The sequence below is a fragment of the Duganella flavida genome (genome assembly GCF_009857445.1).
GTDB lineage: Bacteria > Pseudomonadota > Gammaproteobacteria > Burkholderiales > Burkholderiaceae_D > Rugamonas > Rugamonas flavida.
Genome location: NZ_WWCN01000011.1, coordinates 98650 through 124916, shown reverse-complemented (window position 1 = coordinate 124916; position 26267 = coordinate 98650). Strand labels below are relative to the sequence as shown.

Genomic DNA, 26267 nt, shown 5'->3' with positions numbered 1-26267 from the left:
TATGAAGTTGCCGTTTCCCTTACGCCTCGCCAGCCTGAAAAGCGGCTTATTCTGGCGCACCTTCTTCCTGCTTGGCGCATTGACCACCACCAGCATGACGGCGTGGGTCGGCATGATCAGCGTGGTGCAGCACGAGCCGCAGGTACAGCAAATCTCCGCGCAGGTGATCTCGGTGGTCACCATCACCCACGCCGCCCTCACTCACTCAGCGCCAGAACTGCGGCGCGAACTGCTGTTCGAGCTGGTGTCGAATGAAGGCATCCGCGTGTTCCCGCTGGAGGAAGACGACAAGGTCGAACCGCCGGCCGACAACGCGCTGATGCCGGATATCGAAAAGCTGGTGAAGGCCAAGCTGGGTGCAGATACGCGCTTCTCGGCCAAGGTGAATGGGGTGGCCGGTTTCTGGGTCAGCTTCAATATCGATGATGACCAGTACTGGCTGATGCTGGAACGCGAACGCATACGCGGCCTGACCGGCATCCAGTGGCTGGGCTGGGCCAGCGTGGTGTCGGTGGTGTCACTGCTGGGCGCCGCCTTTATTTCAAGCCTGATCAATCTTCCACTGCGCCGTTTGACGCAGGCCACGCGCGATTTCGCACAAGGCAAACGCCCGGCGCCGCTGCCGGAAAAAGGCCCGCTCGAAATCATGGAGGCCAACCGCAGCTTCAACCAGATGGTCGACGATCTTCAACAAGTTGAATCCGACCGTGCGGTGATTTTGGCGGGCATCTCGCACGATTTGCGCACGCCGCTGGCGCGCATGCAGCTGGAGGTGGAGATGGCTCACCTGTCGGACGATGCGCGCGAAGGCATGCAGTCCGATATCGGCCAGATGGACGCCATCATCGGCCAGTTCCTCGACTACGCCAAGCCGACCGAGGCTTCCAGCTTTATCAACATCGATATCAGCGAGCTGTTAAGCGATACCGCGCATGAGGCGTCGCGCCTACCGGATGTGCTGATCAACACCGACATCGCACCAGGCGCGCACGCAATGGGCAACGCCACCGACATCAAGCGCGTGATCAATAACCTGATTGAGAACGCGCGCCGCTACGGCAAGACGCCGGGACAGGATCTCACCGAGATTGACATCAAGTGCAGCGTCAAAGGCATGCACACGTCGAAACGCGTGACGATTGAAGTGCAGGATCATGGCGTCGGCGTGCCGCCGGAGCAGATCGAGCAACTGCTCAAGCCTTTCACGCGGCTGGATGCGGCGCGCGGCCAGGCCAACGGCGCAGGCCTGGGCCTGGCCATCGTCGACCGCGTAATGACGCGCCATAATGCCGAGCTGATTGTACGCAACCGCGAAGGCGGCGGCCTGCACATCCAGATCGTGATGAAAGGACTGTGATGCGGTGGGTATTTTTGATTGCCGCCGCTGTCGCCGGCGCAATCCATGCTGCGCCGGCCATGCAAACACGCGAGCCAAGCGCTGAAGAGCGCAACTCTTTCGATGAGTTCTACCGCGAACAAGTGCCGGCGCGCGTCAGCGGCGGTCCGTCGCTGTTCGCCCCTGCCTTCGACATCCAGCGCCGTCGCGGCGAACCGTGGCAAGTCATCGCACGCGTCGATTCCGCACCGCGCCACCATTCGCCAGAACTGTGCCGCCAGGTCCGCACCAGCTATCTGTACGACGCCAAGGCGCCGAAAGGCCAGCGCTGGCAGCAATCAGCCGCCGAGCCGGAATGGTACGTCTGGCTGGCGACACCAAACGTCGTTTGCGCCGCCGCACAGTACACCGTGCGCATGGATCCTGCCGTTGCCAACGCCGACGCCACCGCGCTGCTGCGCCAGCACCGCGAGCTGCTGCTGCGCGCCCGCCTTCTGTTCGCCGGCAATTCTGGCTGCGCGCGCCAACGCGCCCTGACCTTCCGCCTGAGCGCCATCGAGCCGGCGCCGCCATCCAACGGCGCTCCAGCAATGGTGGGCATGGTGTTCGAGAGTGACCGCGACACGCACGTGCGCGTTGCCGTGCGCAAGAGCCGCGGCGAATACGCGGCCTGGAACGTCAACTGCGCTGCTGATTGATCGGATGATCCGGCGCTTCCAGTAGCTTGGTCAACAGCAGCTCGGCCGAACCATAGCCGTACAGCGAATCCGCCTCCAGCCCGTCGGGCTCATACGGGACTGATTCCTCGCGCTCCGAACGGCTCGGGTCCGCATCGGCATACGTCACGCGCCACGCGCGCTTGAGCGCATCGGCGCGGCGCAGGAACTGCGGCACCGGCCACATGGCGGCATCCCACATATCGATTTCGCCCAGCACGCGCCAATGGCCGCTGGCCAGCGCCATGTCACCACAACGCAGCACCTTGACCGCGTCCTGCGGACGCAAGGTATTCAACTCATCCGCCGACGGCAAGCGCGCCAGCTTGGGACCGAACAAATACGCGAGCATGATTTTACTACCGGGCGACAGACGCGCCACCAAACCCCAACCATAGCCGCCGTCCAGCAATGGCACGGCAAACCAGCTCCCCTCTTGATACGACTGCTTCATTCACATCCTTTCAACAGCACCCAGCGGCGCAAGTCCGCAGTGTAGCCACGCCGCGCAAAACACGGCGCACGCCATCGCCGGCAAGGCGTGCGTGACACTTGTGTTACACTGGCGGCTCGCTAGGGGTCCTGGGAACGTCGTTTCCGGGTGAGAGATACCCTTCGTACCTGATCTGGATAATGCCAGCGAAGGAAAGCGCAAATGTGGTTCTCCCCTCCTTTGATGGCTCTCTTCGCGGCTCCCAGCCGAACAAGTAGAGAGCAGATATGTCCACACCAAACTTCGCAGTGTCCGCCATCGCATTGGCGGTTTTACAGATGACTTCCGGCGCCGTGCGCGCTGAAGAAACGAACGCACCTGAGCAGCCGTTGCAGGAAGTCGTCGTTACCGCCGCCAAAACCCGCGCCAGCACGGCCAGCGTGGCCGGCTTCACCAACGCACCGCTGCTGGAAACGCCAGCCTCGGTCAGCGTGCTGACGTCCCAGCAGATGCTGGACCTGCAAATCCGCTCCGTCACCGACGCCGCCAAATTCGACGCTAGCCTGAGTGACGCCTACAACGCCGTCGGCTACGCCGAGCAGTTCTCGATCCGCGGCTTCAAGCTCGATAACGCGTCGAGCTACCGCAAGGACGGCACTGCCATCACCGGCGACACCCAAATCCCGCTGGAGAACAAGGAACGCATCGAAGTACTGAAAGGCTTGTCCGGCCTGCAGGCCGGCGTCAGCGCGCCGGGCGGCATCATCAACTTCGTCACCAAGCGTCCGACCGACACGCCGCTGCGCAGCGTGGTGCTGGAAACCCGTGAACGCGGCACGCTGTACGGCGCCGTCGACCTGGGCGGCCGCTTTGAAGATACCCGCTTCGGCTACCGCATCAACGCCGCCGCTGAACGCCTGCGCTCCTACATCAAGGGCGCGGACGGCAACCGCAAATTCGTCTCCGCCGCTTTCGACTGGCAACTCTCGCCGCAAGCGCTGCTGCAGATCGACGGCGACTATCAGCGCAAATCGCAAATCACCGCGCCGGGCTTCCAGCTGCTGAACAACGCCACCCTGCCGAAGGTTGATGCCGACACCATGCTGAACGACCAGCCGTGGAGCCGCCCGGTGGAAACCACCAGCAGCAACGTCGGCGTGCGTTTCGCCTACCAGTTCTCGCCGGAGTGGAACGCCACCATCAGCGCCAACCAGCACCAGTTCAAGCGCGACGACTACACCGCCTTCCCTTACGGCTGCGGCGATCAGGACCTGTACCCTGGCTTCTGCGGCAATGGCGACTATGACGTCTACAACTACATCAGCAAGGGCGAGAAAAAATCGCCGCTGACCGCGCAAGCATTGCTGCAAGGCCGCTTCGCTACCGCAGGCATCAAGCATGAATTCACCGGCGGCGCATCGTTCTTCAAGAACAGCGAAAAATGGGGCGACTACCTGTACGACTTGTCGGGCGTCAGCAACATCTACCATCCGGTAGTGGTAGCGCCTGCGCCGGGCGACAGTGGCCCAGTCTCCGAACGCCGCCGCGACAATGAACGCGCCCTGTTCGCACAAGACATCGTCAGCCGGAATCAGCAACTGAAGCTGCACGCCGGCGCACGCTACGTGCAAGTCAAGCGCGATGAATACGTGGGCAAGGATGACAAAGGCGTGACGGTGCTGCCGTACGCACACACCGATATCGGCTTCTGGCTGCCAAACGTGGCGCTGGTGTACAACCTGCGTCCTAACGTGTCAACCTACGTCTCGTACGCACAAGGCCTGGAGCATGGCGGCGTGGCGCCGATCGGCACCGTCAACCAGCACCGCGCACTGGATCCGAGCAAATCGAAGCAAGTGGAAGTGGGCGTGAAAGCGGACATCCGCCAGGACCTGAGCGCCACCGTGGCGCTGTTCCAGATCCGCAAAGGCCTGGAATACACGGACGCCAACCAGGTCTACGTGCGTAACGGCGAAGCGCAGAACCGCGGCCTGGAAGTAGCACTGAACGGCCGTGCCACCCGCGAGCTGACGGTGGGCGTATCAGCCACCGCGCTGAACACGCAGCAGCACGACACCGGTTCGACAGACTTCGACGGCAAGCGCGTGACCGACGTCGCCGCGTTCAAATCGTCGGTGTACGCCGATTACGCAGTGCCGCAAGTGGAAGGCTTGAAAGTCGGCGCCAACTGGCAGTACTCGGGCAAGAAAGCCTTCGACGCGGCCAACACCGTGTTCGTACCGAGCTACCACGTGGTGAATTTGAGCGCATCGTACGCCACCCGCATCGGCGATGTTGGCACCACCTTCCGCGCCGGTATCGACAATGCGTTCGACAAGTTCTACTGGCGCGATGTAACGCCGGACCTGGGCGGCTACCTGATGCCGGGTGCTACGCGCACCTTCCGCATCTCGGCGCAGTTCGACCTTTAAAGTTTGGCCAGCGCGTCCGCCACAGCGGCGACGCGCTGCTCAACGCTACCGCTGACCGGCACGTAGGGAATCCCGCGTGCCGACAGCTCTTCCATCAGCATGCGATTGATCGTGATGCTGACTTCCTCATTTTCCCGCATCAACCCATCCGCTTCCCATGGAATGTCGGCGGCCGTTACGATTGTGAGGTCGTAGCGCTGCGGATGGGCATCCGCCAGCGGCGCAAGCTGCGCATCGATGCCGCCGAAGTAGTGGCGGCTGTAGACTGCCGTCATCAGCGGCGTGGTATCGCAAAACAGGAGGTGCTGCGCGCGCAGCGCAGCTTCGGCCTCGCGCTCCAGCTGCGTGCGGGCGATGTGGATCTGGTCCGTTTCCACCGGCACGCGTTCTACCGTGTCGACAAACTCCCGCAAATATTCCGGCACCCACACGGTGCCATAGCGCTGCGCCAGCGCGGCGGCCAGCGTGGTCTTGCCGGAGGACGCCGTGCCGAGGATGGCGATGCGTTTCATTCCGAATTTATTCCATTGCGAGGCGGCGGCCGCCCGTATCGGCGTCGCCACTCCATGCGCGCAGACCGACGATCGCCATGCCGACGAACACCAGGTACAGGATCGCGGTCAGGATCAGGTTTTTGTGCAGGTACAGCGCCACGTACAACACGTCGACTATGATCCACACGTGCCAGTTCTCGATCTTCTTCCGCGACAGCAGCAGCTGACCGACCAGCGAACCAGCAGTGAGGAAGCCGTCCGAGTTCGGTACGTCGGTATCGGTGTAGGTCTTGAGGAACCACGCCAGCACCGCAAAGCCGCCCAGCCATGCAGCGGCAGCGGTCCAGCGGCCGCGCGCGTCGAGCGAAGTGACGGGCAGCTTGTCGTGGCTATCGTCGCCATGCAGCCATTGATACCAGCCGAAGATCGAGACAGCGATGAATACCAGCTGCAAGCCCATGTCGCCATAAAGCCGCGAGCCAAAAAACACCAGACCGTAAGTGGCCGACGAAATGATCGCAAACAACCAGCCCCAATGGCTCTGGCGAATGTTGAACCACACCGTCGCCACCGACAAAATGAACGACAACAGCTCCAACGGCGTCGTGGCAAATACTGCCAAGTGTAATGGCATATTTGCAGTATTTATCCAACTCGCAAGAAGGAGCGTCAGCGTATTCATTTTTTAGGGTACTTGATAGTCATTTCTTTGAGCAGGTTGTCGGCATGATCGACTTCCGCCATCACCCACAGCATATACCGGATATCCATGTGAATGGCGCGGGTGATCTCACGGTCAAAGTACCAGTCCTTGGTGATGGACTCGTAGGTCGAATCAAAGTTCAGGCCAATCAGCTCACCGTTCTTGTTCATTACCGCCGAACCGGAGTTGCCGCCGGTGGTGTCGGCGCTGGTCAGGAAGTCAACCGGCACGGTGCCCAGAATCGGATCCTTGAACTGGCCATAGCGCTTGGCCTTGATGGCTTCCAGCAGATTGGCCGGCGCATTGAACGGTTCCTTGCCAGTGTTCTTCTCAACGATGCCTTCGATGGTGGTGAACGGGCCTTTGGTGATGCCGTCCTTCGGCGAGTAAGGCGACACGGTGCCATAAGTCACACGCAGCGTCGAATTCGCATCAGGATACACCGGTTTGCCCTGCGACTTCTTCCACGCGATGACGGCCGCCATGTACTGCGGGATCACGCGTTCCAGATTACCATCCAATTCCTTGCGGCGCTCTTTCAGCGACTGCGTCACGCCATCGATCTTCACCGCCAGTTTGAGGAAGGCGTCATCGGACGCGGTAATGGCGGCGGCGTCCTTGCCTACCCACGACAGGCGCTGCGCGGTGTCGCCCAGCTGCGACTGCGCGAACAACGCAGGCACGGCGTCCACCGATGGCAGCAACCCATCGAGGCCGCTCACGTGCATCGACTTTGGCAGCTTGGCGTAGCGCTGCAGGGCCGCGACCAAGCGAGCCTGGTCTACGCTGCCGACATACGACTGCTCGAGGCGATTCAGGCGCGCCTTGATGAAGGCCAAATCGCGCTGCTGGTAGCCGCTCTCGCGCTCCGCATCCGGCTTGGCGCTTTCCTGCGCCAGGCGATACAGGGTGCTGCCGCTTTTCAGCAGGTCGCCGGTGGTGGCCACGCCGTAGCCGAATTCCTCATCGCTCAGGGCGATGTCGGCGGCGATCAGCGCATCCAGTTCTGCCAGCAAGGCTTTGTTGGCGGCCGGTTGCTTGCCGTACCACGCACGGAACTCGGCGTCCTGCACGTCCTTGATGGCGGCGATGTCCTTGCGCGCGAAGCCGTCCACCAGGCCGCGCGTCTTCTTCATCACGTTATTGAGGCTCTTCACCACGCTGGCGTAACGCACGGCGTTGCCTTCGCTGCTGGCGGTGGCTTCAGCGATCACATTCAGGTCCGACTGAATCTCGGCAGCCTTGGCCGGATAAGCGGCGTCGCGCGCGTAGCGGATTTCCGCCGGCAGCTTGTAACGGCTGGTGCGGCCAGGGTAGCCGGCCAACAGCACCGGGTCGCCGTTCTTCAGGCCCGCAGCCGAAACGACGAGGAAGTCCTTGGATTTATAAGGCACGTTGTCCGGCGACGGATCGGCGGGACGGCCATCCTTGCCGACGTAGGCGCGCAGGAACGAGTAGTCGCCAACGTGGCGCGGCCATTCGTAGTTATCGATATCGCCGCCAAAGTCACCCAGCGAGTTGGCCGGCGCGTACACCAGGCGCACGTCGCGGATCATCATCTGGCGGATGCGGTAGTACTCAAGGCCGCGATGGAAAGCCGGCACCGAGCAGCGATAGAACTTGTCGCTCTCGCATTCGGCGATCAGCGCCTTGATGGCGCGCTCCACCGCTTCGCTGCGCTGCTTGCCGCTCATGGCCGGCGTTACGTCTTTCAGCACGCGGCTGGTGACGTTTTCCACTTTGTCGGTCACGTACACCAGCGTATTCGGGCCGCCCGGCAGCTCTTCGGCGCGGGTCTTGGCGAGGAAGCCGTTGGCGATGTAATTATGTTCAGGGGTCGAGTTGCGCTGGATGGCGCCGTACCCGCAGTGGTGATTGGTGACCACCAAACCGTCGCCCGACACGAACGACGCCGAGCAGCCGCCCAGCGACACGATGGCGCTCATCGGGTGTTTGGACAAATCGGCAAGCTTTTCCGCCGGGATGGCGATGCCCACGCGTTTCAGTTCGGATTTCAGTTGCGGCAGCTGGTATGGCTGCCATTGGCCTTCGTCTGCATGTGCGCTCGTGGCGCACAGCAGCGCGGCTGGAATGACTAAATATTTTAACAAGATACGGCCCCAGTTGAATTACGGCGCCGATATTATAGATCGAAGCTCAGCGTCAGCCTACAGCCGCCGCCCGCCGGGCTGGCGATATCGAGCCGGCCGCCCTGCGCCGTCACGCGCTGGCGCATGCCGATCAGGCCAAAGGAATCGTCGGCACCACGCCGCGCATCACTCAATGGCTCCATGCCCACACCATCGTCGGCCACGCTCAGGACCAGCCGCCCGCCGCTCGCCGACAGCGCGATTTCGACCCGGCTGGCCGCGGCATGACGGCGCACATTGCTCAAGGCTTCCTGCACGGCGCGGAACAGCACCGTCGCCATATCCTGCGACACGCCGCCCAGCGCCGCCTCCTCCGGCAGCACCAGCATACAGGCCAGACCACTGCGTTTGCGGAATTCAGCGGCCTGCCACTCCAGTGCCGCCGCCAAGCCGAGATCCAGCACCGGCGGCCACAGTTCGTTCATAATGCCTCGCACGCTGCGAATGGTGGCGTCGACAGTTTCCAGCGCCGCATTCACGCGCTGGTGCAGCAATCCATGCTGCACGCTGGTACGTGCGCTGAGCATGGACATGTCGATACGCAGCGCCAGCAGGTTCTGGCCCAGTTCATCGTGCACGTCGCGCGCGATGCGCTTGCGCTCTTCCTCTTTCACCACCTCCAGATGCACCGCCAGCTTGCGCAGCTGCTCGCGCGACTCAAGCAGCTCGGCGGTGCGCTCCTCTACTCGCGCATCGAGCTCCTGCGACCAGCGCAGTTGCGCGGCATCGGCTTCGCGCTGCGCCGTCACGTCCGAGAACACGCCGATGAAATAGCTGATCGCGCCATCGTCGTCGCGGATCACCGTCAGCGACATATGCGCCACGTAGGCGGAGCCGTCACGGCGGCGATTGAAGACATCTCCCTCCCAGCGCCCTGCGGTGCGTAGCTGGTGCATGGCGCTGGCGTGATAGCCACGTGGATGGGCATCCTGTCGGCCAAGGAAACGCGGATTGCGGCCCAGTGCCTCTTCTACCGGGTAGCCGGTCAACACGGTGAATGCGTGGTTGACGGAGACGATGTTCTGCGCCACATCACATACCAGAACGCCCTCGTTGATATTGTCCAGCACCCGCATGGCGCGCAACCGGGCAGCGTCGCGCACATCGGGCGTGCCGATGTCGGTGAGGATCATGCGGCAGCGCGACAGCTCCACATCCAGATTAGCCTCAACGCGTACGCGCCGCTGCGCCGAGGCGCCGTCCGGCGTAGCCGGATCGAATAGCGGCGCCTCCATCACGGCGCGTGTTCCACTTTCAAACAACTGATTCAGGAAACGCCGCCACCCGATCTGCGCCTGCGGCGCCAGAAACTGTTCGAAACGCTTGTCGATCAAGGCATCACGCCGGCACTGCAATAATTCGCCGGCAGCCAGGTTGGCGCGAACGATCTCGCCGCCGCTGTTCAACGACAGGTAGCCGGCCGGCGCCTGGTCGTATAGCGCAGCATAGCGCTGGTGCATGACGTCCGCTTCATCGCGCTCGCTTTGCAGCTCGGCCAGCGCCTGCTGCTGCATATTGAGCTCGATCTGGCTCACTTGCAGCTCATGCCAGTGCTTCAGTTGATCGCTATCGGCATCGGCCGGGGGCTGGTTTGACCGCGATGCCGCCGTCCACTCCGCGATCTCGCGCAGCTGGCCAGGATCCAGCTCAGGGCGCGAGCGTTTGATCATTTGCGGTCAGTGTCCTTGGATTGCACCAGCAGGCGCGCTTCCATCTGCTTCAGTTCCGTGATGTTGATGAAGGTGACGACGACGCCGTCGATCACATTGTCCACCGTGCGGTAAGGCCGGATGCGCATGGTGTACCAGCCACCGCTGCGCGTTTCGATTTGCTTCTCGCAGAACACCAGGGTGCGCAACACGTGCTGCGCATCTTCTTCCAGGTCAGTGTACAGCAGGTCGTTGACGATGTCGCTCAGCGGGCGATTAACATCGCTCGGTATCAGCTTGTAAATATGCGTGGTCTGGTCGGTGAAGCGGCGGATCCGCAATTCGCTGTCGAGGAAGATGGTGGCGACGTCGGTGCTGTTGAGCAGATTTTTCATGTCGCCGTTGACCAGCGACAGGTCGTCCACCTTGGATTGCAGCTCGGCGTTGACGGTGTAGAGCTCCTCGTTCAGCGACTGCATCTCTTCCTTGGAAGTGGTCAGCTCCTCATTGGTGGACTGCAGCTCCTCGTTGGTCGATTGCAGTTCCTCGTTGGCCGACTTGAGTTCTTCGCGCGAGGCCTGCATCTCATCGCGCACCGCCTGGATCTCCAGTCGCGATTGCGCCAGTTGCTGCTCCAGCTCCAGCACATAGGGATTGGTGGAGCGGGTGCGGCGCTTCTTCGGCGGCAGCGGCACGCTGGCGAAAGTCAGCAGCACAGTGCCGGGCAGCGGGCCGGTTTCGGACATCGCCTCCGCCGTCAGGTCCAGCGCGTGCGAACCTTTGCCGGTTTCGTCGCGCTGGATCAAGCCGCGCACCGCAATCATGCCCTGCTCCTGCGTGGCGCGCTTAAGTAGCTCCGCCATCTCGTGGCGCAGCCCATCACGCGCCATCGCATGGATATTCCAATTGGCTTTGCCCGCCGCAGGTTCGAGATACGCCCCGGTGCGGCCATGGATGTAAAGGATGTCGCCGTGGGCATTCAGCAACACCGCAGCCGGTGCATGCTTCTTGAGCAGCTGCTGCTCGACCTGGTTTTGGAGATTACCGTTCATGGAAGGATTGATAGGTTCAATAACAGTAGGCGTCGACGCGCTGCTAACGCGCGTTGGGAAGTAGTTTGCCACGCGATGGATGGATGCGTCCAGTCGCCGGTAGATGCGCCCTGCCCCGGCCATCGGCGTAAACAATTCGCTGAAGTGGCCCGGCGTATCGGCGCTACCCAGCATCAGCAGGCCGCCGGTGCGCAGGGCATAGTGGAATAGCGGGATCAGTTGTTCTTGCAGCTTGGCCGTGAAGTAGATCAGCAGGTTGCGGCAGCACAGGATATCAAGCTTGGTGAACGGTGGATCGGAGATCACGTTCTGGCGCGCGAAGATGATCATGTTGCGCACATCTTTGCGGATGCGATAGCCGCCCTTCTCGGCCAGCATGAAGTAGCGCTGCAGCATATCTGGCGCGATATCGGCCTCAATGTCGGCGCCAAATACGCCTTGGCGCGCCTGGTCAACCGCGTCGTCGTCAAGGTCGGTGGCGAAGATTTGCAGCGTGTAGCGCGCTGTCGGCCGCAGGCGTTCCAGCACCTCGTTGAAGGCGATCGCCAGCGAGTATGCCTCTTCGCCGGTCGAGCAAGCCGCTACCCAGGCTTTGAAGGAAGCGCCTTCCGGATGCTCGGCGATCAGCTGCGGCAGTGCGCTGTTCATCAAGTATTCCCACACTTTGGGATCGCGGAAGAAGTTGGTCACACCGATCAGCAATTCCTTGAACAGCAGCTCCACCTCGGCAGGATTGGCGCGCATGAACTTCACGTAGTCGGCCAGCGAACCACACTGGCGCAGCTTCATACGGCGGTCGATACGGCGCAGGACTGTGCTCAGTTTATAGTCGGAGAAGTTGGCGCCGGTCTGCTTGAGCAGCAGCTGGAACAACTGCTGCAAGCCCTCGCGCTGGATCATCGCCTGCTCCGGCAGGCCGGATTCCTGCGTGCTCCACCACTCGGCGATGCGGGTCGCCATCTGGCCCGGAAGATCGACGATGTCCACCGCGCGCGCGGCGATGGCGCTGGACGGCATGGGATCGAAACGGGCCGACGACGGCAGCTGCGCCAGCGTCAGGCCGCCATTGTCGCGGATCGCCTTCATGCCCAGCGAGCCGTCCGCCCCCATGCCGGAGAACACGATGCCGACCGCGATATCGCGGCTATGCGCAGCCAATGACTTGAAGAAGATATCAATCGGCAGGTGGTGCCCGCGCCGGCCACTGGCCGGGTGCAGCGCAAAGTGATAGTGCTCGACACTCAGGTCGTGGTTGGGCGGGATGACGTAGACGCGATTGGCCTCAACCGCCATGCCATCCTCGATCTCGCACACGATCATGGTGGTCATGCGCTGCAGTAGTTCCGGCAGCATGCATTTGTGGAGTGGATCCAGGTGCTGCACCACCACATAGGCGAAGCCGCTTGCTGGCGGTACGCTGACCAGGAACTCACAGATCGGATCGAGCCCGCCGGCAGAGGCGCCGATGCCTACGATGGGCATCAGCGTTGCGGCAGCAGAAGGAGCGCTTTTTTTGGTCATCGTGGCATATCATTAATCTTGCCAGATGATTATATCAGCCTACTCCTGCAGCTTAGTCCTTCTGCGCATGCCAGCCGCCGCCCAGCGACTGGATGAGCGCAATCGCCGTAGTCTGGCGGTCGACCTGCGCCTGCACCAGCGAACGACGCGCGCTCAGCGCCGTGGTTTGCGCGGTCACCACATCGCTGTAGCTGACCTGCCCCGCGCGATAACGGTTCAGCATCTGCACCTCGACCTGGTCGGCCGCTTCGGATGCAGTCTTGCGCAGGTCCTGTTGCTGCGCCAAGGTGCGGGTCGCGGTCAACTGGTTCTCGACATCGGCAAACGCGGTCAGCACGGTCTGGCGATAGCTGGCGATGGCCTGGTCGCGCGCCGCCTCAGCGCCGCTGACACGGGCCTTGGTGGCGCCGGCGTCGAACAGCGTCTGCGCCGCCGACAAACCGAGCGACCATAAATTATTGGAAGCGTTGAACAAGCCGCCGGTGGACGCCGCGCCGTAGCCGAAGGAACCAGTCAAGTTCAGGCTCGGGAAGTAGGCGCTGCGGGCGATGCCGATTTGCTCGTTGGCGGCAGCCACGCGGCGCTCGGCAGCGGCGATGTCAGGACGGCGCTGCAGCAGCGTCGATGGCACGCCGGTCGGCACGTCCGGCACCACGATCTTCCACTCGGCCGGCGCCAACGCATAGTCGCCGGCCGCTTTGCCCAGCAAGACGGCGATGGCGTGTTCGTAAGTGGCGCGCTGGCGTACCAGCGTAATCTGGTCGATCTGCGCACTGGCCAGCTGCGTTTGCGCTTGCAGCAGGTCGGACTTGGCGGCGATGCCGGCGTCGAAACGGTTCTGCGTAATTTGCAGCACGCGCGCGTAGCCGTCTACCGTGGCGTCCAACAGCGCTTTCTCGGCGTCGGTCTGGCGCAGCGAGAAGTAGTTGGTGGCCAGTTCGCCTTGTGCCGACAGGCGCGCTGCGGCCAGGTCGGCAGCGCTGGCTTGCAGGCTGGCGTTGGCGTTGCCTACGCCGGCGCGCAGCTTGCCCCACACGTCAGGTTCCCAGCTGGCGCCGATGTTGGCGCGGTATTGGTTGGCGGTCTTGGTGTCACCGCCGCCACCGGAGCGGGTGGCGCTGCCGTTCAGGTCCACACTCGGGAACAGCGTGGCGCGCTGCTCGGCGACGATGGCGCGCGCTTGCGCGTACGAGGCCACAGCGGCGGCCACGTTCTGGTTATTCACCTCGATGGTATCGGCCATCTGGTTCAGCAGCGGATCGCCGAACAACTGCCACCATGGGCCGCGTTCCAGCGTGTCGGCCGGCGCAGCGGCGGTCCAGCCGGCGGCGGCGCGATCGGCGTCGCCCGGCGCTTCCTTGTAGGCCGACGGCTGCGGTGCATCCGGCGTTTTGTAGGTTGGCGTCACCGAGCAGGCGGTCAGCAGCGCCGACGCCACGGCCAGCGCGATCAAGGGATAACGGGGAGTTGGTGCGTATTTGCTCATGGTGTGATCATGCGGCTCAGTTGTTGTTCGGACGGACTGCGGCGGCGCAGCTTGTCCATCAAAATGTAGACGACGGGAGTGGTCAGCAGTGTCAGGCACTGGCTGGCAATCAGGCCGCCGATAATGGCGACGCCCAGCGGCTGGCGCAGTTCCGAGCCTTCGCCGAAACCAATCGCCAGCGGCAGCGCGCCCAGTGCGGCGGCCACGGTGGTCATCAGGATGGGACGGAAGCGCAGCATGCAGGCTTCGCGCACGGCTTCAAGCGGCGGCAGGCCGCGTGAACGCTCGGTCTCCAGCGCAAAGTCGATAATCAGGATGGCGTTCTTCTTGACGATACCGATCAGCAGGAAGATGCCGATCAGGGAAATCGTCGAGAACTCCATCTTGAAAATCAACAGCGCCAACACCGCGCCCACGCCTGCCGATGGCAAGGTAGTCAGCACCGTCACCGGATGCACCAGGCTTTCGTACAAGATGCCCAGCACGATGTAAATCACCACGATGGCGGCAAGGATCAGCAGCGGCAAGGACTTGTTGCTGTCCTGCGCCGCCTTGGCCGAACCAGCAAAGCTGCCGCGTACATTATTCGGCATGGCGATTTCCGCTTCCGCCTGCGCGATTTGCGCGGCAGCGTCGGACAAGCTGGCGCCGTCGGCCAGGTTGAAAGCGATGGTGGTGGCCAGTTCGCCGTCCTGGTGGTTGATCGAGGTGGCGGCCGAGCTTTCAGCGAACGACGCCAGCGTCGACAACGGCACCATGGTGGTGGCCGTGGTGCTCAGCGCGGAGCCGGACGACGCATCCTTCACCGCCGGCGCCGCCACGTTGGCCGCCGTGGCGGTGGTCGTGGTAGCGCCGGAAGCGCTGGTGGTGGTCGTAGTTACGGTCGGCGCACCACTCGGATTGGAAGCCGATGGCGAAGGCAGGCCTTTTGACGGCACATACACATCGTTCAGCGCTTCCGGGCTCTTGGCGAACCAGCGCGGCACTTCCATGATGACGTGATACTGGTTCAGCTCATCGTAGATAGTCGCTACCTGGCGCTGGCCAAAGCTGTTGTACAGCGCATTGTCGATATCCTTGGTCGACACGCCGAGACGCGACGCGCTTTGCTTGTCGATGGTGACGAAGGTCTCCACGCCGTTGTCGGCCTGGTCGGAGTCGACATCGGTCAACGCCTTCTGGCTCTTCATCGCTTCCGCCAGACGCGTGGCCCATTTTTTCAGGTCGGCCTGATTGTCGGACTTCAGCGTGTACTGGAAGTTGGCGTTGGCCGAACGTCCGCCCGCGCGCAGATCCTGCACAGGGCTGAGGAACAAGCTCACGCCGGTGACCTTGGCCAGTTTCGGCCGCAGCCGCGCAATCACCGCCTGCCCTGCCACCGTGCGCTGGTTGGCCGGCTTCAGGTTGATGAACATGAAGCCACCACCGGCGCGACGGCCGCCGGTAAAGCCCACCACCGTGGCCACATCCGGATCTTCCTTGATGATGTTGACCAGCTGGCGCAGCTTGCCCTGCATGGCCTGGAACGAGATACTCTGGTCAGCGCGAATGCCGCCGCTGATCTGGCCCGTGTCCTGCTGCGGGAAGCCGCCTTTCGGAATCGCCGCGAACAGGTAGAAATTCAGGCCGATCACGAATACGAGGCTCAGCATCACCAGCCACACGCTGTGCAGCGCCCAGTCCAGCGCATGCTCGTAACCCTTGAGGAGCATGTCGAAACCACGCTCGAAGAAGCGCGCAATGCGGCCCGGCGGCTTGGTTTCATGCGCATCCGGCGACAGCAGCCACGCGCACATCATCGGCGTGGTAGTCAGCGAGATCACCAGCGAAATCATCACCGCCGCCGACAGCGTGATGGCAAATTCCTTGAACAGTGCGCCAAACTGGCCGCCCATGAACAGCAATGGAATGAACACGGCGATCAGCGAAAGACTGATCGACAGCACCGTGAAGCCCACCTCGCGCGCGCCCAGCAAGGCCGCCTTGAAGCGGTCCATGCCGGCCTCGATATGGCGCGTGGTATTTTCCAGCACCACAATGGCGTCATCGACCACAAAGCCGGTGGCCACGGTCAGCGCCATCAGCGACAGGTTATTCAGGCTGAAGCCCAGCAGGTACATCACGCCGAAAGTACCCAGCAGCGACACGATGGTCGCCACCGTTGGCACAATCGTGGCCCGCACATTACGCAGGAACACGCTCACCACCAGCACCACCAGCAGGATCGAGATGATCAGCGTGACTTCAATTTCGTGCAGCGAGGAGCGGATCGAATTGGTGCTGTCACTGGCGACTTGAATCGTCACATCCGGCGGCAACTGCGCCTGCAACAGCGGCAGCTGCGCGCGCACGCTGTCCACCGTTTCGATCACATTGGCGCCGGCCTGTGAACGCAGGATGACGATGATGGCCGGTTCGCCGTTGAACAGGCCGAGGTTATTATTGTCCTCTACCCCATCCACTACTTCCGCCACGTCCTGCAGGCGGATCGGCGTGCCATTACGGAAGCCGACGATCAGGTTACGGTAGTCGGCAGCACTGCGGCCACCCACGGCGTTGGCCGATTCAGAGTAAATCTGCAAGCGGCGGCCATCGCCCTGGATCGCACCGCGTGGGCGATTGGCGTTGGTAGCCTGGACGGCAGCGCGCACGTCCTCCATCGACAAACCTTGCTTATTCAAAGCGTACGGGTTCAGTTCCACACGCACGGCGGGCAGCGAGCTGCCGCCCAGTTCCACGTCACCTACGCCGGTCACTTGCGACAGGCGTTGCAGCACGATGTTGGACACCGAATCGTAAATCTGGCCCGGCGTGCGGGTCTTGGAAGTCAGCGCCAGGATCATGGCCGGCGCGCCCGAGGTGTTAGCCTTGCGGTAGGTCGGGTTGCTGCGCAGCGTAGCCGGCAAGTCGACCCGGCTGGCGTTAATTGCGGCCTGCACTTCGCGCGCCACCGAGTCCACATTGCGGTTCAAGTCGAACTGCAAGATGACGTTGGAGGTGCTGGTGCTGGACTGCGAGGTCATTTCGTTGACCCCGGCGATGGTGCCGAGATGGCGCTCCAGCGGCGTCGAGACGCTGGTCGCCATGGTGGACGGGCTGGCGCCCGGCAGCGTGGCGTTCACCGAAATGATCGGGAAATCCACCTGCGGCAGCGGCGCCACCGGCAGCACGAAGAACGCGCCGATGCCGGCCAGCGCCACGCCGACCGTCAGCAGGACGGTCGCAATCGGGCGCTTGACGAATGGAGACGACAGATTCACAGCGCACCACCTTCAGCTTGCGCCACAGGCTTGCCGCGCAGGCGGCGCGCCAGGCTGTCGAAACCGAGGTAGATCACCGGCGTGGTGTAGAGCGTCAGCATCTGGCTCAGGATCAGGCCACCGAAGATGGCCAGGCCCAGTGGGCGGCGCAGCTCCGCGCCTTCGCCAAAGCCCAGCATCAGCGGCACGGCGGCAAACAGCGCGGCCAGCGTGGTCATGAGAATCGGACGGAAACGCAGCAGCGCGGCCTGGTGGATCGCTTCGCGCGGCGGCTTGCCTTCATCACGCTCCGCTTCAATCGCGAAGTCGATCATCATGATGGCGTTCTTTTTCACGATACCGATCAGCAGGATGATACCGATAATGCCGATCACACCCAGTCCCTGCCCCGTAATCAGCAGCGCCAGCAAAGCACCTACGCCGGCCGACGGCAGCGTCGACAAAATGGTCAGCGGGTGGATATAGCTTTCGTACAGCACGCCCAGCACGATGTAGACGCAAATCACGGCGGCCAGGATCAGCCACAGTTGATTCGACAGCGAGTTTTGATATGCACCGGCTGCGCCGAGGAAGGTCATGGTCACCGAGGCCGGCATCTTGATGTCGGCGGCGGATTCGCGGATGCTGTCCACGGCGGTGCCCAGCGAGACGCCGGCTGCGGTGTCAAAGCCCAGCGTGGTGGCTGGATACTGCGCCACGTGCGTGACTTGCAGCGGCGCCGGACGTTCGGTTACCGTGGCCACCGCCGACAGCGGCGTGGCTTTGCCGGAGCCGGTCTTCAGCTGCAGGTTGCCCAAATCGGCCGGCGTGCTGATGTCGTCGCGGCGCGCTTCAAGAATCACGCGGTACTGGTTAGTCTCGGTGAAGATGGTCGAAACGATGCGCTGGCCAAACGCGCTGTAAAGTGCATCGTCAATCGCGGCGGCAGTCACTGACAGGCGCGAAGCCGTGTCGCGGTCCACGCTGACGTAAGCCGCATTGGCGCTGGCGCCGACGTCCGACACCACGTTGCGGATCTGGTGCTTGGTGCGCATCTGCGCCGCCAGCTTGGTCGCCCATTCGTTGACGGTGGCGTTGTCCGCACCTTCGATCGATACGCGGAACTGGGTCGGTCCGCTTTCAGCGTCGATGGTCAAGTCCTGCGTCGGCTGCACGTACAGTATCAGGCCCGGAATCTCGGCCACGCGTGCGCGCAGGCGGTCCATGGTCTCCTGCTGGCTGGTGGTACGCTCGTGCTTCAGGTTAATCAGCATGCTGCCGGTATGGAGCATGGTGTTGTTGGCCGCATCCACACCCACCACGGAGCTCAGGTTGTTCACGTCCGGATCTTCGAGGATTGCCTTGGCAGCTTGCTGCTGCAGGTCCGCCATCTTGTCGTACGAAACAGCTTTGCTGGTTTCAACGCGCGCTTGCAGCTGGCCGGTGTCCTGGGTCGGGAACAGGCCTTTTGGAATCACAATGTACAGCACCGCCGTCAGCACCAGGGTGCCCAGTGCTACCAGCAGCGTCAGGCCGCTATGCTTGATGACCCACGTCAGCGAGGTATCGTAGTGATGGATCACCCAGTCGAAGAATTGCTGGAAGCGCTGTGCGAAGCGGGTTGGCTTTTCGTCGGCGTGGTTCTTCAGCCAGCGCGCCGACATCATCGGCACCAGCGTCAGCGACACCACGGCGGAAATCAAAATGGTAATCGCCAGCGAGATTGCAAATTCACGGAACAGGCGGCCCACCACGTCGCCCATGAACAGCAGCGGAATCAGCACCGCAATCAGCGACACCGTCAGCGAGATGATGGTGAAGCCGATTTGCTTGGCGCCTTTCAGCGCGGCAGCCATCGGCGTTTCGCCTTCTTCAATGTAGCGGGCGATGTTCTCGATCATGACGATGGCGTCATCGACCACGAAACCGGTGGCGATGGTGAGCGCCATCAGCGACAGGTTGTTCAGCGAATAACCGAGCAAGTACATCACGCCGCAGGTGCCGATCAGCGAAATCGGCACCGACAGCGAGGCAATCACGGTCGCGCGCAAGCTATGCAGGAAAGCGAAGATCACCAGCACCACCAGCACGACCGCCAGCACCAGTTCAATCTCCACGTGTTCGACCGAGGCGCGGATGCCGGTGGTACGGTCGCTCAGCACTTCCATATGAATGGCGCCTGGCAGGCCTGCTTGCAGCTCCGGCAGGCGCGCCTTGATGCCGTCCACGGTGGCGATGACGTTGGCGCCAGGCTGACGCTGCACGTTGAGGATGATGGCTTGTCTGATACCGGCCGAGGTGCCGGACCAAGCGCCCAGTTCCACGTTCTCGGCGCTGTCCACTACTTGAGCAACGTCGGCCAAGCGCACCGGGGCGCCGTTCTTGTAAGTCAGGATCAGTTCTTTGTAATCCTTGGCAGTCACCAGCTGGTCGTTGGCGTTGATGCTGTAGGCGCGGGTTGGGCCGTCGAAGGAACCCTTGGCGCCATTGGCGTTAGCGGCCGTGATGGCGGTACGCAGCGTGTCGAGACCAAGGCCGTAGGACGCCAGCGCGTTGGTGTCGGCCTGGATCCGCACCGCAGGACGCTGGCCGCCGCTCAGTGTGACGAGGCCGACGCCTGAGACTTGGCTGATCTTCAGTGCCAGGCGCGTGTTGACGATGTTTTGCACTTCCGTCAGCGGCATCGTGTCGGAGGTGATGGCCAGCGTCAGCACCGGCGCGTCGGCCGGATTGACTTTGGCGTAGACCGGCGGCGCCGGTAGGTCGGTCGGCAGCAGCGAGTTGCCGGCGTTGATCGCCGCCTGCACTTCCTGTTCGGCCACGTCCAGCGACTGCCCCAGCGCGAATTGCAGGGTGATGATGGAGACGCCGGCGGCGCTGGTAGAGCTCATGCGCGACAGGCCAGCCATCGCGCCGAACTGGCGCTCCAGCGGCGCGGTCACGGTTTGCGCCATCACTTCAGGGCTGCCGCCCGGGTACAGCGTCTGGACCTGGATCGTTGGGAAGTCCACCTGTGGCAGTGCCGACAAAGGCAGGAACTTGAAGCCGACGATACCCGCCAGGACGATCGCCAGCATCAGCAGCGATGTCGCTACCGGACGCTGGATGAATGGTGCGGATGGACTCATTGCTTTGCCGCGCCTTCCTTGTTGCGGCGATGATGTTCACCGTTCGGCGACGAGGCAGCGTCCTTGCCATCCTTGCCGCCTTTTCCAGCGCCCTGGCCCGGCAGCGTCACTTTCGCGCCTTCTTTCAAACGGTCGGCGCCCTCGGTAATCACCTGCTCACCCAGTTTCAGGCCTTCGGCAATCTGCACCTTGTCCACGGCGGACGCACCGCGCTTGACCGCACGCACGGTGACGGTCTTGTCTTCCTTCAGCACGTACACGAAGTCGCCGTTGGTACCGTGGCGGAGCGCCGTTACCGGCACCATGACGGCGTCCTTGATGGTGCGCAGTTCAAGGCGCACGTTCACGAACTGGCTAGGGAACAGTCCAAACTTGGCGTTGGCGAAGCGCGCCTTGGCCTTGACGGTACCGGTCTGCGTATCGATCTGGTTATCCAGCGCGTAGAATTTGCCGCTATCGAGCGTGTTGGTGCGGGTGCGGTCCAGCGCCAGCGCTGGCAGGCTGGCGCCGTCGTTCACGCGCTGCGCGACTTCCGGCACGCTGTCCTGCGGGATCGAGAATTCCACATCAATTGGCGACAGCTGCGTAATCGTGGCGATGCCGTTGGTATCGCTGGAGCCCACCAGGTTACCGATATCCACCGCGCGCAAGCCCACGCGGCCAGAGATCGGCGCAATCACCTTGGTGTAGCCGAGGTTCAGGCGCGCCGTACCTTCGGCTGCCTTGTCGGTCATGACCGTGCCTTCCAATTGCTTGACCAGCGCCGCCTGCGTATCCACGTCCTGGCGCGCGATCGAGTCCTGGCCCAACAGCGTGCGATAGCGGTTCAGCGTCAGCTTGGCGTTTTCCAGCTGCGCTTCGTCGCGCTGGCGATTACCCGTAGCCTGCATCAGCGACATCTCGAACTGGCGTGGATCGATCTGCGCCAGCACCTGCCCTGCCTTCACCATCTGGCCTTCCTTGAACAACACGGTTTGCAAGATGCCCGATACCTGTGGACGCACCGTGGTGGTAGCTGCCGCAGTGACCGTGCCCAGCGCTTCCAGCGTCACCGGAATATCCGCCTTCTCCGCCGTCGCCACGCCAACCGTGGTCGCCGGTGCGCGGCGGCCACCGCCACCTGGACCACCTGGACCGCCAGGGCCGCCGGGACCAGGACCGCCCGCGCCTTGCGCACTGGCCGCGCCGCCGGCGCCCGCCGGCTGGTGCGTCAGGTACCACGCCAAACCGCCCAGTGCCGCCATGACGGCGACGGCGATGACGCTGCCGACCATCTTGCGGCTGCGTTTAGGTGGGTTGGCATTCAAAGTCGGCTTGGCTTGCGAATCCATCGTTATCCTTTTTGTAGGCGTGCGTGGCCATGGCAAACGCGCCATGACTATCAATGCGAGGACTCTAGCATAAGCCTCCGGCGATGTCTGTCTATGCCGCGATAGCGATACAAACTCGCTACAAATCAAGGACTTTGCGCACTTATCCTTCATCTAGCTTTACATATCTTTACCGGGCCGACATCGCTCCTCAACGTGCCGCTTGCATACTGGCTCCACTGTCAACTCACCGAGGACAATCATGAACTTCTTCAACCGCCAGACCATCGCCGCCTTCCTGCTCGGCTCCACCCTGGCCGTGGGCGTGGGTGCCTACGCCGTCGACCGCCATCACGGCGACGGCCACGGCTCGCACATCAGCCGCCTGTACGCCGAAGTGCAAGCCACCGACGCGCAAAAAGCCAAGATCGACCCGCTGGTGCAAGCCGCGATGGCCGACCTCAAACCGCTGCACGAACAGCTGCACGAGTTGCACAAAAAACTACTGGAACAAGCCAGCGCGCCCACCATCGACCGCGCCGGACTGGAAGCCACGCGCCAGCAAGGCCTGGCGCTGGCCGACAAGGCCTCGAAGCGGCTGGTACAGCTGGTGGCCGATGTCGGCGACGTACTGACGCCTGAACAGCGCAAGAAACTGGCCGAACATCTGGGCAAACACGAACGCCGATTCAGCGGCATGTAATAAAATAAACCGCATGAACCCTGTAGACCGCATTCTGTTAGTTGAAGACGACCCCCGTTTGGCCGAGATGCTCACCGAGTATCTGAGCCAGGCGGGCTTCCGCGTTACCCACGCGCCGACCGGCGGCGCCGCGATGGAACACATCGCCGCCGCCGACATCGACGCTGTGATCCTGGACCTGATGCTGCCCGATATGGATGGCCTGGACGTGTGCCGCAAACTGCGCGCCACCTCCGACATTCCGGTGCTGATGCTCACCGCGCGCGGCGACGCCATCGATCGCATCGTCGGTCTGGAAATCGGCGCCGACGACTACCTGCCCAAGCCATTTGAGCCGCGCGAACTGCTGGCGCGCCTGCGCGCCATCCTGCGCCGCCGCGTCGACCTACGCCATCTGGATACACCGCGCACCGCTGGTACGCAGGCCAGCACCGAGTTCCTGCGCTTCGGCCGACTCGAAATCGATCCCGCCGCCCACGCAGCGAAGCTGGATGGCGTGCCGTGCGAGCTGACCGCCTACCAGTTCGACCTGCTGCTGGTGCTGGCCAAGCACGCCGGCCGCGTGCTGTCGCGCGATGCCTTGATGGACTTGTTGAAAGGCGAACCGCTGGAAGCCTTCGACCGCTCCATCGACGTCCACATGTCGCGCATCCGCGCCGCCGTGGAAGACGATCCTAAAAAGCCGCGCCGCATCATCACCGTGCGCGGCGCCGGCTACCTGTTCGCCAAGGTGCAAGACTGATGGCCCGCTTCAGCATGGGCCTTCCGCGCCTCTACTTCCGCTTTTACGTCGCGCTGCTGTTTATCCTGGTGCTGTTCACCTTTGCCGTGGTGATGATCTGGAACCGCAGCGGCAGCCCGCTGGAACGCTCCAACAACACGCTGGCGCAAGTGATGCAGAACGTGCTGGCGCCTATCGACGCACCGCCCGAAGTACAGCAAGCGGCCCTGGTCCGCGTCGCCGCTGGCCTCAACGCCCATATGACGCTATACACGCACGACTGGCGTCCGCTGGCCGTGGTCGGCGACCAAATCCCGGCACGTCACTGGCGCCGCCAAGGCGTGACCGGTCCGCCGCCGGAATCTTTCGTGCGGCTGCCTGATGGCCGCAAGCTGCTGTCGAGCGAACCGCTGGGCTTCACGCGCCCGAAGGCCATGCTGCACAACGCCTTGCTGCTGCTGGCGATCGGCCTTGGCGTTGCCGCCTTCCCGCTGGTGCGCCACCTGACCAAGCGGCTGGAGCGCTTGCAAATGGGCGTGGAAAAACTCGGTGCTGGCGACTTCACGGCGCGCGTACCGGTGGAAGGCAAGGACGAAGTGGCGCGGCTGGCGCAAAGCTTCAACCGCGCGGCAGACCAGATCGAGCAGCTGGTAGGCGCGCATAAAACGCTGCTGGCCAACGCCTCGCACGAACTGCGCACGCCGTTGGCGCGCATCCGCTTGGCGCTGGAGCTGATCCCGGAAGGTATCGATCCGAAACGCCGCAAAGGCCTGGAACAGGACATCGCCGAACTGAATCACCTGCTGGATGAAATCCTGCTGGCCAGCCGCCTCGGCGCCATCCAGGAAAACACCGACACGGAAGAACTGGACCTGCTGGCACTGGCCGCAGAAGAATGCGCGCACTACGACGACGTTGAACTCGACGGTGAATCGGCCCTGATGCAAGGCGATCCACGCCTGCTGCGCCGCCTGCTGCGCAACCTGCTGGAAAACGCGCACCGCCACGGCGTGGCGCCGGCCAGCGTGCAAATCAGCTGCGCCGGTGGTGAGGCAACATTGCGGGTGTGGGATAAAGGACCGGGCGTACCGGACCCGGAATTCGAGCGCGTGTTCGAGCCCTTCTTCCGCCGTCGCGGCACGCTGGATAACACGGGCGCCGGTTTGGGCTTGGCGCTGGTACGCCAGATCGCCCGCCGCCACGGCGGCGAAGCACGCTGCGCCCTGATGAAAGATGGACGCAGCTGCTTTGAAATTACGCTGCCGTTAATTTAAGACGATTAAGGCGATTCGCAGAGGCAGTGGGTGATCGCGGTGAACGGTTTTTTCTGCGCCGTGATGTCGGACAGCCAGCCAAAGTCGTTCGCAATGCCGCTTGCGGCGCTTGGCGGCAGGCCGGTGCTGGCGGCAGCGCCTAGCTTCAGCTGCGCTGCCACGGCTTGCGCGATCGACTGCAGGGTCGATTGCGCGGCCGCCTGCGCTGCACCGCCGCCAAGCATTTCGACCACGCGGTCAAACTTGCTGACATCACGCTCCACATACACCACGCGATAATCGGCTGGCAGTTTGGCGCGGGCTGCTGCGGATTTCAACGCATCGCCGTAGCTGCCCAAACGGTCAACCAGTCCACGCTCCTTGGCCTGCGAGCCAGTCCACACGCGGCCTTGTGCCACTTCGTCAATCTTCTCCGGCGTGGTCTTGCGCGCAGCGGCAGCCTTGGTGGTGAACTCCGCGTAAATGTGATTGATGCTGCCCTGGATAACCTGGCCGAGACGCGGGTCCAGTGGACGCAGTGGATTGCCCGCATCGCCCAGCCACGTCGTCGGCTGGCCGGCGGTGTGGATGCCCAGTTTGTCGATCACCTTGTCGGCAGTCGGCAAGATGGCGAACACGCCGATCGAACCGGTGATGGTGGTCGGCTCGGCGATCACTTCATCAGACGACATCGAAATCCAGTAGCCGCCCGAAGCTGCCACGTTACCCATCGAAACCACCACCGGTTTGCCGGCAGCACGCGTCAATTCGAGTTCGCGGCGGATCAGCTCCGATGCGAACGCGCTACCGCCTGGCGAATCGACGCGCAGCACCACAGCTTTGATGCTGTCATCTTCGCGTGCCATGCGTATCAGCTTGGAAGTCGAATCGCCGCCGATCGAGCCCGGCCCGGCAGTACCGTCGCTGATTTCGCCCTGCGCCACGATCACGCCGACGGCGTCGCCGGTCAGCTTGCGCGGCACGCGGGCAAGGTAGTCCTCGTAGGCGATCTGGCGGAAGCTCTTGCCCTCAGTGTCAGCGGCGCCGCGCTTGATCATCAGCTGGCGGATTTCATCTTTGGTTTTCAGGCCGTCCACGAACTTGGTCGACACCGACAGCTTGGCCAGGTCGCCATTCACCGCCGCCACCTGGGCCGGCAGGTCGTTGATGGTTTTCATCACCGCGCCTTGCGGCAGCTTGCGCGCCTTCTCCACGTTGTCGGTGTAGGCGCTCCACAGTGCATTATTCAGATACGATTCCGCCTCGCTGGCGGCCTGCGACGGACCATTCGCGATGAACGGCTCGGCGAAGCTCTTGTAGGTGCCGACGCGCAGCAGGTTGACCGTCACGCCCAGCTTATCCAGCGCGTCGCGGTAGTAGTTGCGATAGCGGCCGAAGCCCTCGATCAGCACCATGCCCATGGGGTGCAGGTAGACTTCATTGGCATGCGCGGCCAGCAGGTACTGGCGCTGGTCGTAGCTGGAGCCCCACGCCACCACCTGTTTGCCGGACGCCTTGAAGCGATCAATGGCCGCAGCCACCTCGCGCAGCGAGGCCTGGCCAGCGCCTTGCAGCTCGTCGGTCAGCAGCACGGCTGCGCCGATATCGGGATCTTTGGCCGCTTGATCCAGCACGGCCAGCAGGTCGCGCAGCTGGATCATTTTGTGCACGTCGCCGCCGCGCAAGTTGGTCACCAGCGCATCGCGCGCGTTGACACTCGACTGCTCCACCAGTTGGCCTTTCAGTTCAAGCACCAGCGTGGTCTTGGGTTGCAACGGCTTGGCGCCGCCGCCGAAGATGGCGTACAACAGCGCCAGCAAAATAAACAGGAAAATCAGATTGAGGATCGTACGGCGGCCGGCGTCCAGCGCACGCCAGAAAAAGGCGAAACCGTTACGGATATAGGAAAACGGCGATTGGCTCATCAACACTCCAGTGGTT

The 26267-nt window shown here is 62.9% G+C and carries 17 protein-coding genes and 1 riboswitch; of the genes, 6 read left to right on the top strand and 11 right to left on the bottom strand.

Features of this window, described 5'->3' with window-relative positions:
- The first annotated feature begins 1 nt into the window (after position 1).
- Both GTP46_RS17845 and GTP46_RS17840 read left to right on the top strand, forming a co-directional pair.
- On the top strand, positions 2–1357 hold the full coding sequence (locus GTP46_RS17845) for an ATP-binding protein (protein WP_161007986.1): 1356 nt from the start codon (positions 2–4) through the stop codon (positions 1355–1357).
- Positions 1357–2034, top strand: a complete 678-nt coding sequence (locus GTP46_RS17840) for a hypothetical protein (protein WP_229259003.1) — start codon at positions 1357–1359, stop codon at positions 2032–2034. Before GTP46_RS17845 ends, GTP46_RS17840 begins: the two co-directional genes overlap by 1 nt.
- Here the strand turns inward: GTP46_RS17840 and GTP46_RS17835 are convergent.
- Positions 2015–2506, bottom strand: a complete 492-nt coding sequence (locus GTP46_RS17835) for an Imm26 family immunity protein (protein ID WP_161007985.1) — start codon at positions 2504–2506, stop codon at positions 2015–2017. The genes GTP46_RS17840 and GTP46_RS17835 overlap by 20 nt on opposite strands.
- A 111-nt stretch (positions 2507–2617) precedes the next feature.
- A riboswitch (TPP riboswitch) is annotated at positions 2618–2717 on the top strand.
- Between the two features lie 55 nt (positions 2718–2772).
- On the opposite strand from GTP46_RS17835, the gene GTP46_RS17830 reads away from it, so the two are divergent.
- On the top strand, positions 2773–4917 hold the full coding sequence (locus tag GTP46_RS17830) for a TonB-dependent siderophore receptor (protein WP_161007984.1): 2145 nt from the start codon (positions 2773–2775) through the stop codon (positions 4915–4917).
- On the opposite strand, the gene GTP46_RS17825 is transcribed toward GTP46_RS17830, so the two are convergent.
- The 9 genes from GTP46_RS17825 to GTP46_RS17785 are packed head-to-tail and all read right to left on the bottom strand — an operon-like array spanning position 4914 to position 21670.
- Complete coding sequence (locus GTP46_RS17825; RefSeq protein ID WP_161007983.1) at positions 4914–5429, bottom strand: AAA family ATPase; 516 nt, start codon at positions 5427–5429, stop codon at positions 4914–4916. The two genes, GTP46_RS17830 and GTP46_RS17825, sit on opposite strands and share 4 nt — an antisense overlap.
- 7 nt (positions 5430–5436) lie before the next feature.
- On the bottom strand, positions 5437–6045 hold the full coding sequence (gene pnuC / locus GTP46_RS17820; RefSeq protein ID WP_161007982.1) for a nicotinamide riboside transporter PnuC: 609 nt from the start codon (positions 6043–6045) through the stop codon (positions 5437–5439).
- 44 nt (positions 6046–6089) lie between these two features.
- Positions 6090–8225 carry a S46 family peptidase gene (locus tag GTP46_RS17815; RefSeq protein WP_161007981.1) on the bottom strand — a complete coding sequence of 712 codons (2136 nt, stop codon included), beginning with the start codon at positions 8223–8225 and terminating at the stop codon, positions 6090–6092.
- A 32-nt stretch (positions 8226–8257) separates the two neighbouring features.
- Positions 8258–9934 (bottom strand): sensor histidine kinase, encoded by a 1677-nt coding sequence (locus tag GTP46_RS17810; RefSeq protein ID WP_161007980.1) that lies wholly within the window; start codon positions 9932–9934, stop codon positions 8258–8260.
- The gene (locus tag GTP46_RS17805; RefSeq protein ID WP_229259002.1) at positions 9931–12486 is read right to left on the bottom strand and encodes a chemotaxis protein CheB; all 2556 of its coding nucleotides are present in this window, start codon (positions 12484–12486) and stop codon (positions 9931–9933) included. The genes GTP46_RS17810 and GTP46_RS17805 overlap by 4 nt, the downstream gene beginning before the upstream one ends.
- 52 nt (positions 12487–12538) lie before the next feature.
- A complete protein-coding gene (locus tag GTP46_RS17800) occupies positions 12539–13972 on the bottom strand; it encodes an efflux transporter outer membrane subunit (protein ID WP_161007979.1) in 1434 nt (477 codons plus the stop codon).
- The gene (locus GTP46_RS17795; protein ID WP_161007978.1) at positions 13969–17232 is read right to left on the bottom strand and encodes an efflux RND transporter permease subunit; all 3264 of its coding nucleotides are present in this window, start codon (positions 17230–17232) and stop codon (positions 13969–13971) included. Before GTP46_RS17795 ends, GTP46_RS17800 begins: the two co-directional genes overlap by 4 nt.
- The gene (locus tag GTP46_RS17790) at positions 17229–20339 is read right to left on the bottom strand and encodes an efflux RND transporter permease subunit (RefSeq protein ID WP_161007977.1); all 3111 of its coding nucleotides are present in this window, start codon (positions 20337–20339) and stop codon (positions 17229–17231) included. Before GTP46_RS17790 ends, GTP46_RS17795 begins: the two co-directional genes overlap by 4 nt.
- Positions 20336–21670: an efflux RND transporter periplasmic adaptor subunit gene (locus GTP46_RS17785; RefSeq protein WP_161007976.1), complete on the bottom strand. Its 1335-nt coding sequence runs from the start codon at positions 21668–21670 to the stop codon at positions 20336–20338. The genes GTP46_RS17790 and GTP46_RS17785 overlap by 4 nt, the downstream gene beginning before the upstream one ends.
- 241 nt (positions 21671–21911) lie before the next feature.
- Here GTP46_RS17785 and GTP46_RS17780 point away from each other — a divergent pair, with 241 nt between their 5' ends.
- The 3 genes from GTP46_RS17780 to GTP46_RS17770 are packed head-to-tail and all read left to right on the top strand — an operon-like array spanning position 21912 to position 24347.
- Positions 21912–22352 carry a Spy/CpxP family protein refolding chaperone gene (locus GTP46_RS17780; protein WP_161007975.1) on the top strand — a complete coding sequence of 147 codons (441 nt, stop codon included), beginning with the start codon at positions 21912–21914 and terminating at the stop codon, positions 22350–22352.
- Positions 22353–22365: 13 nt separating this feature from the next.
- Positions 22366–23094: a response regulator gene (locus GTP46_RS17775; protein WP_161007974.1), complete on the top strand. Its 729-nt coding sequence runs from the start codon at positions 22366–22368 to the stop codon at positions 23092–23094.
- Complete coding sequence (locus tag GTP46_RS17770; protein WP_161007973.1) at positions 23094–24347, top strand: sensor histidine kinase; 1254 nt, start codon at positions 23094–23096, stop codon at positions 24345–24347. The genes GTP46_RS17775 and GTP46_RS17770 overlap by 1 nt, the downstream gene beginning before the upstream one ends.
- 5 nt (positions 24348–24352) lie before the next feature.
- Here the strand turns inward: GTP46_RS17770 and sppA are convergent, their stop codons facing one another.
- On the bottom strand, positions 24353–26251 hold the full coding sequence (gene sppA, locus GTP46_RS17765) for a signal peptide peptidase SppA (protein ID WP_161007972.1): 1899 nt from the start codon (positions 26249–26251) through the stop codon (positions 24353–24355).
- Positions 26252–26267 lie beyond the last annotated feature (16 nt).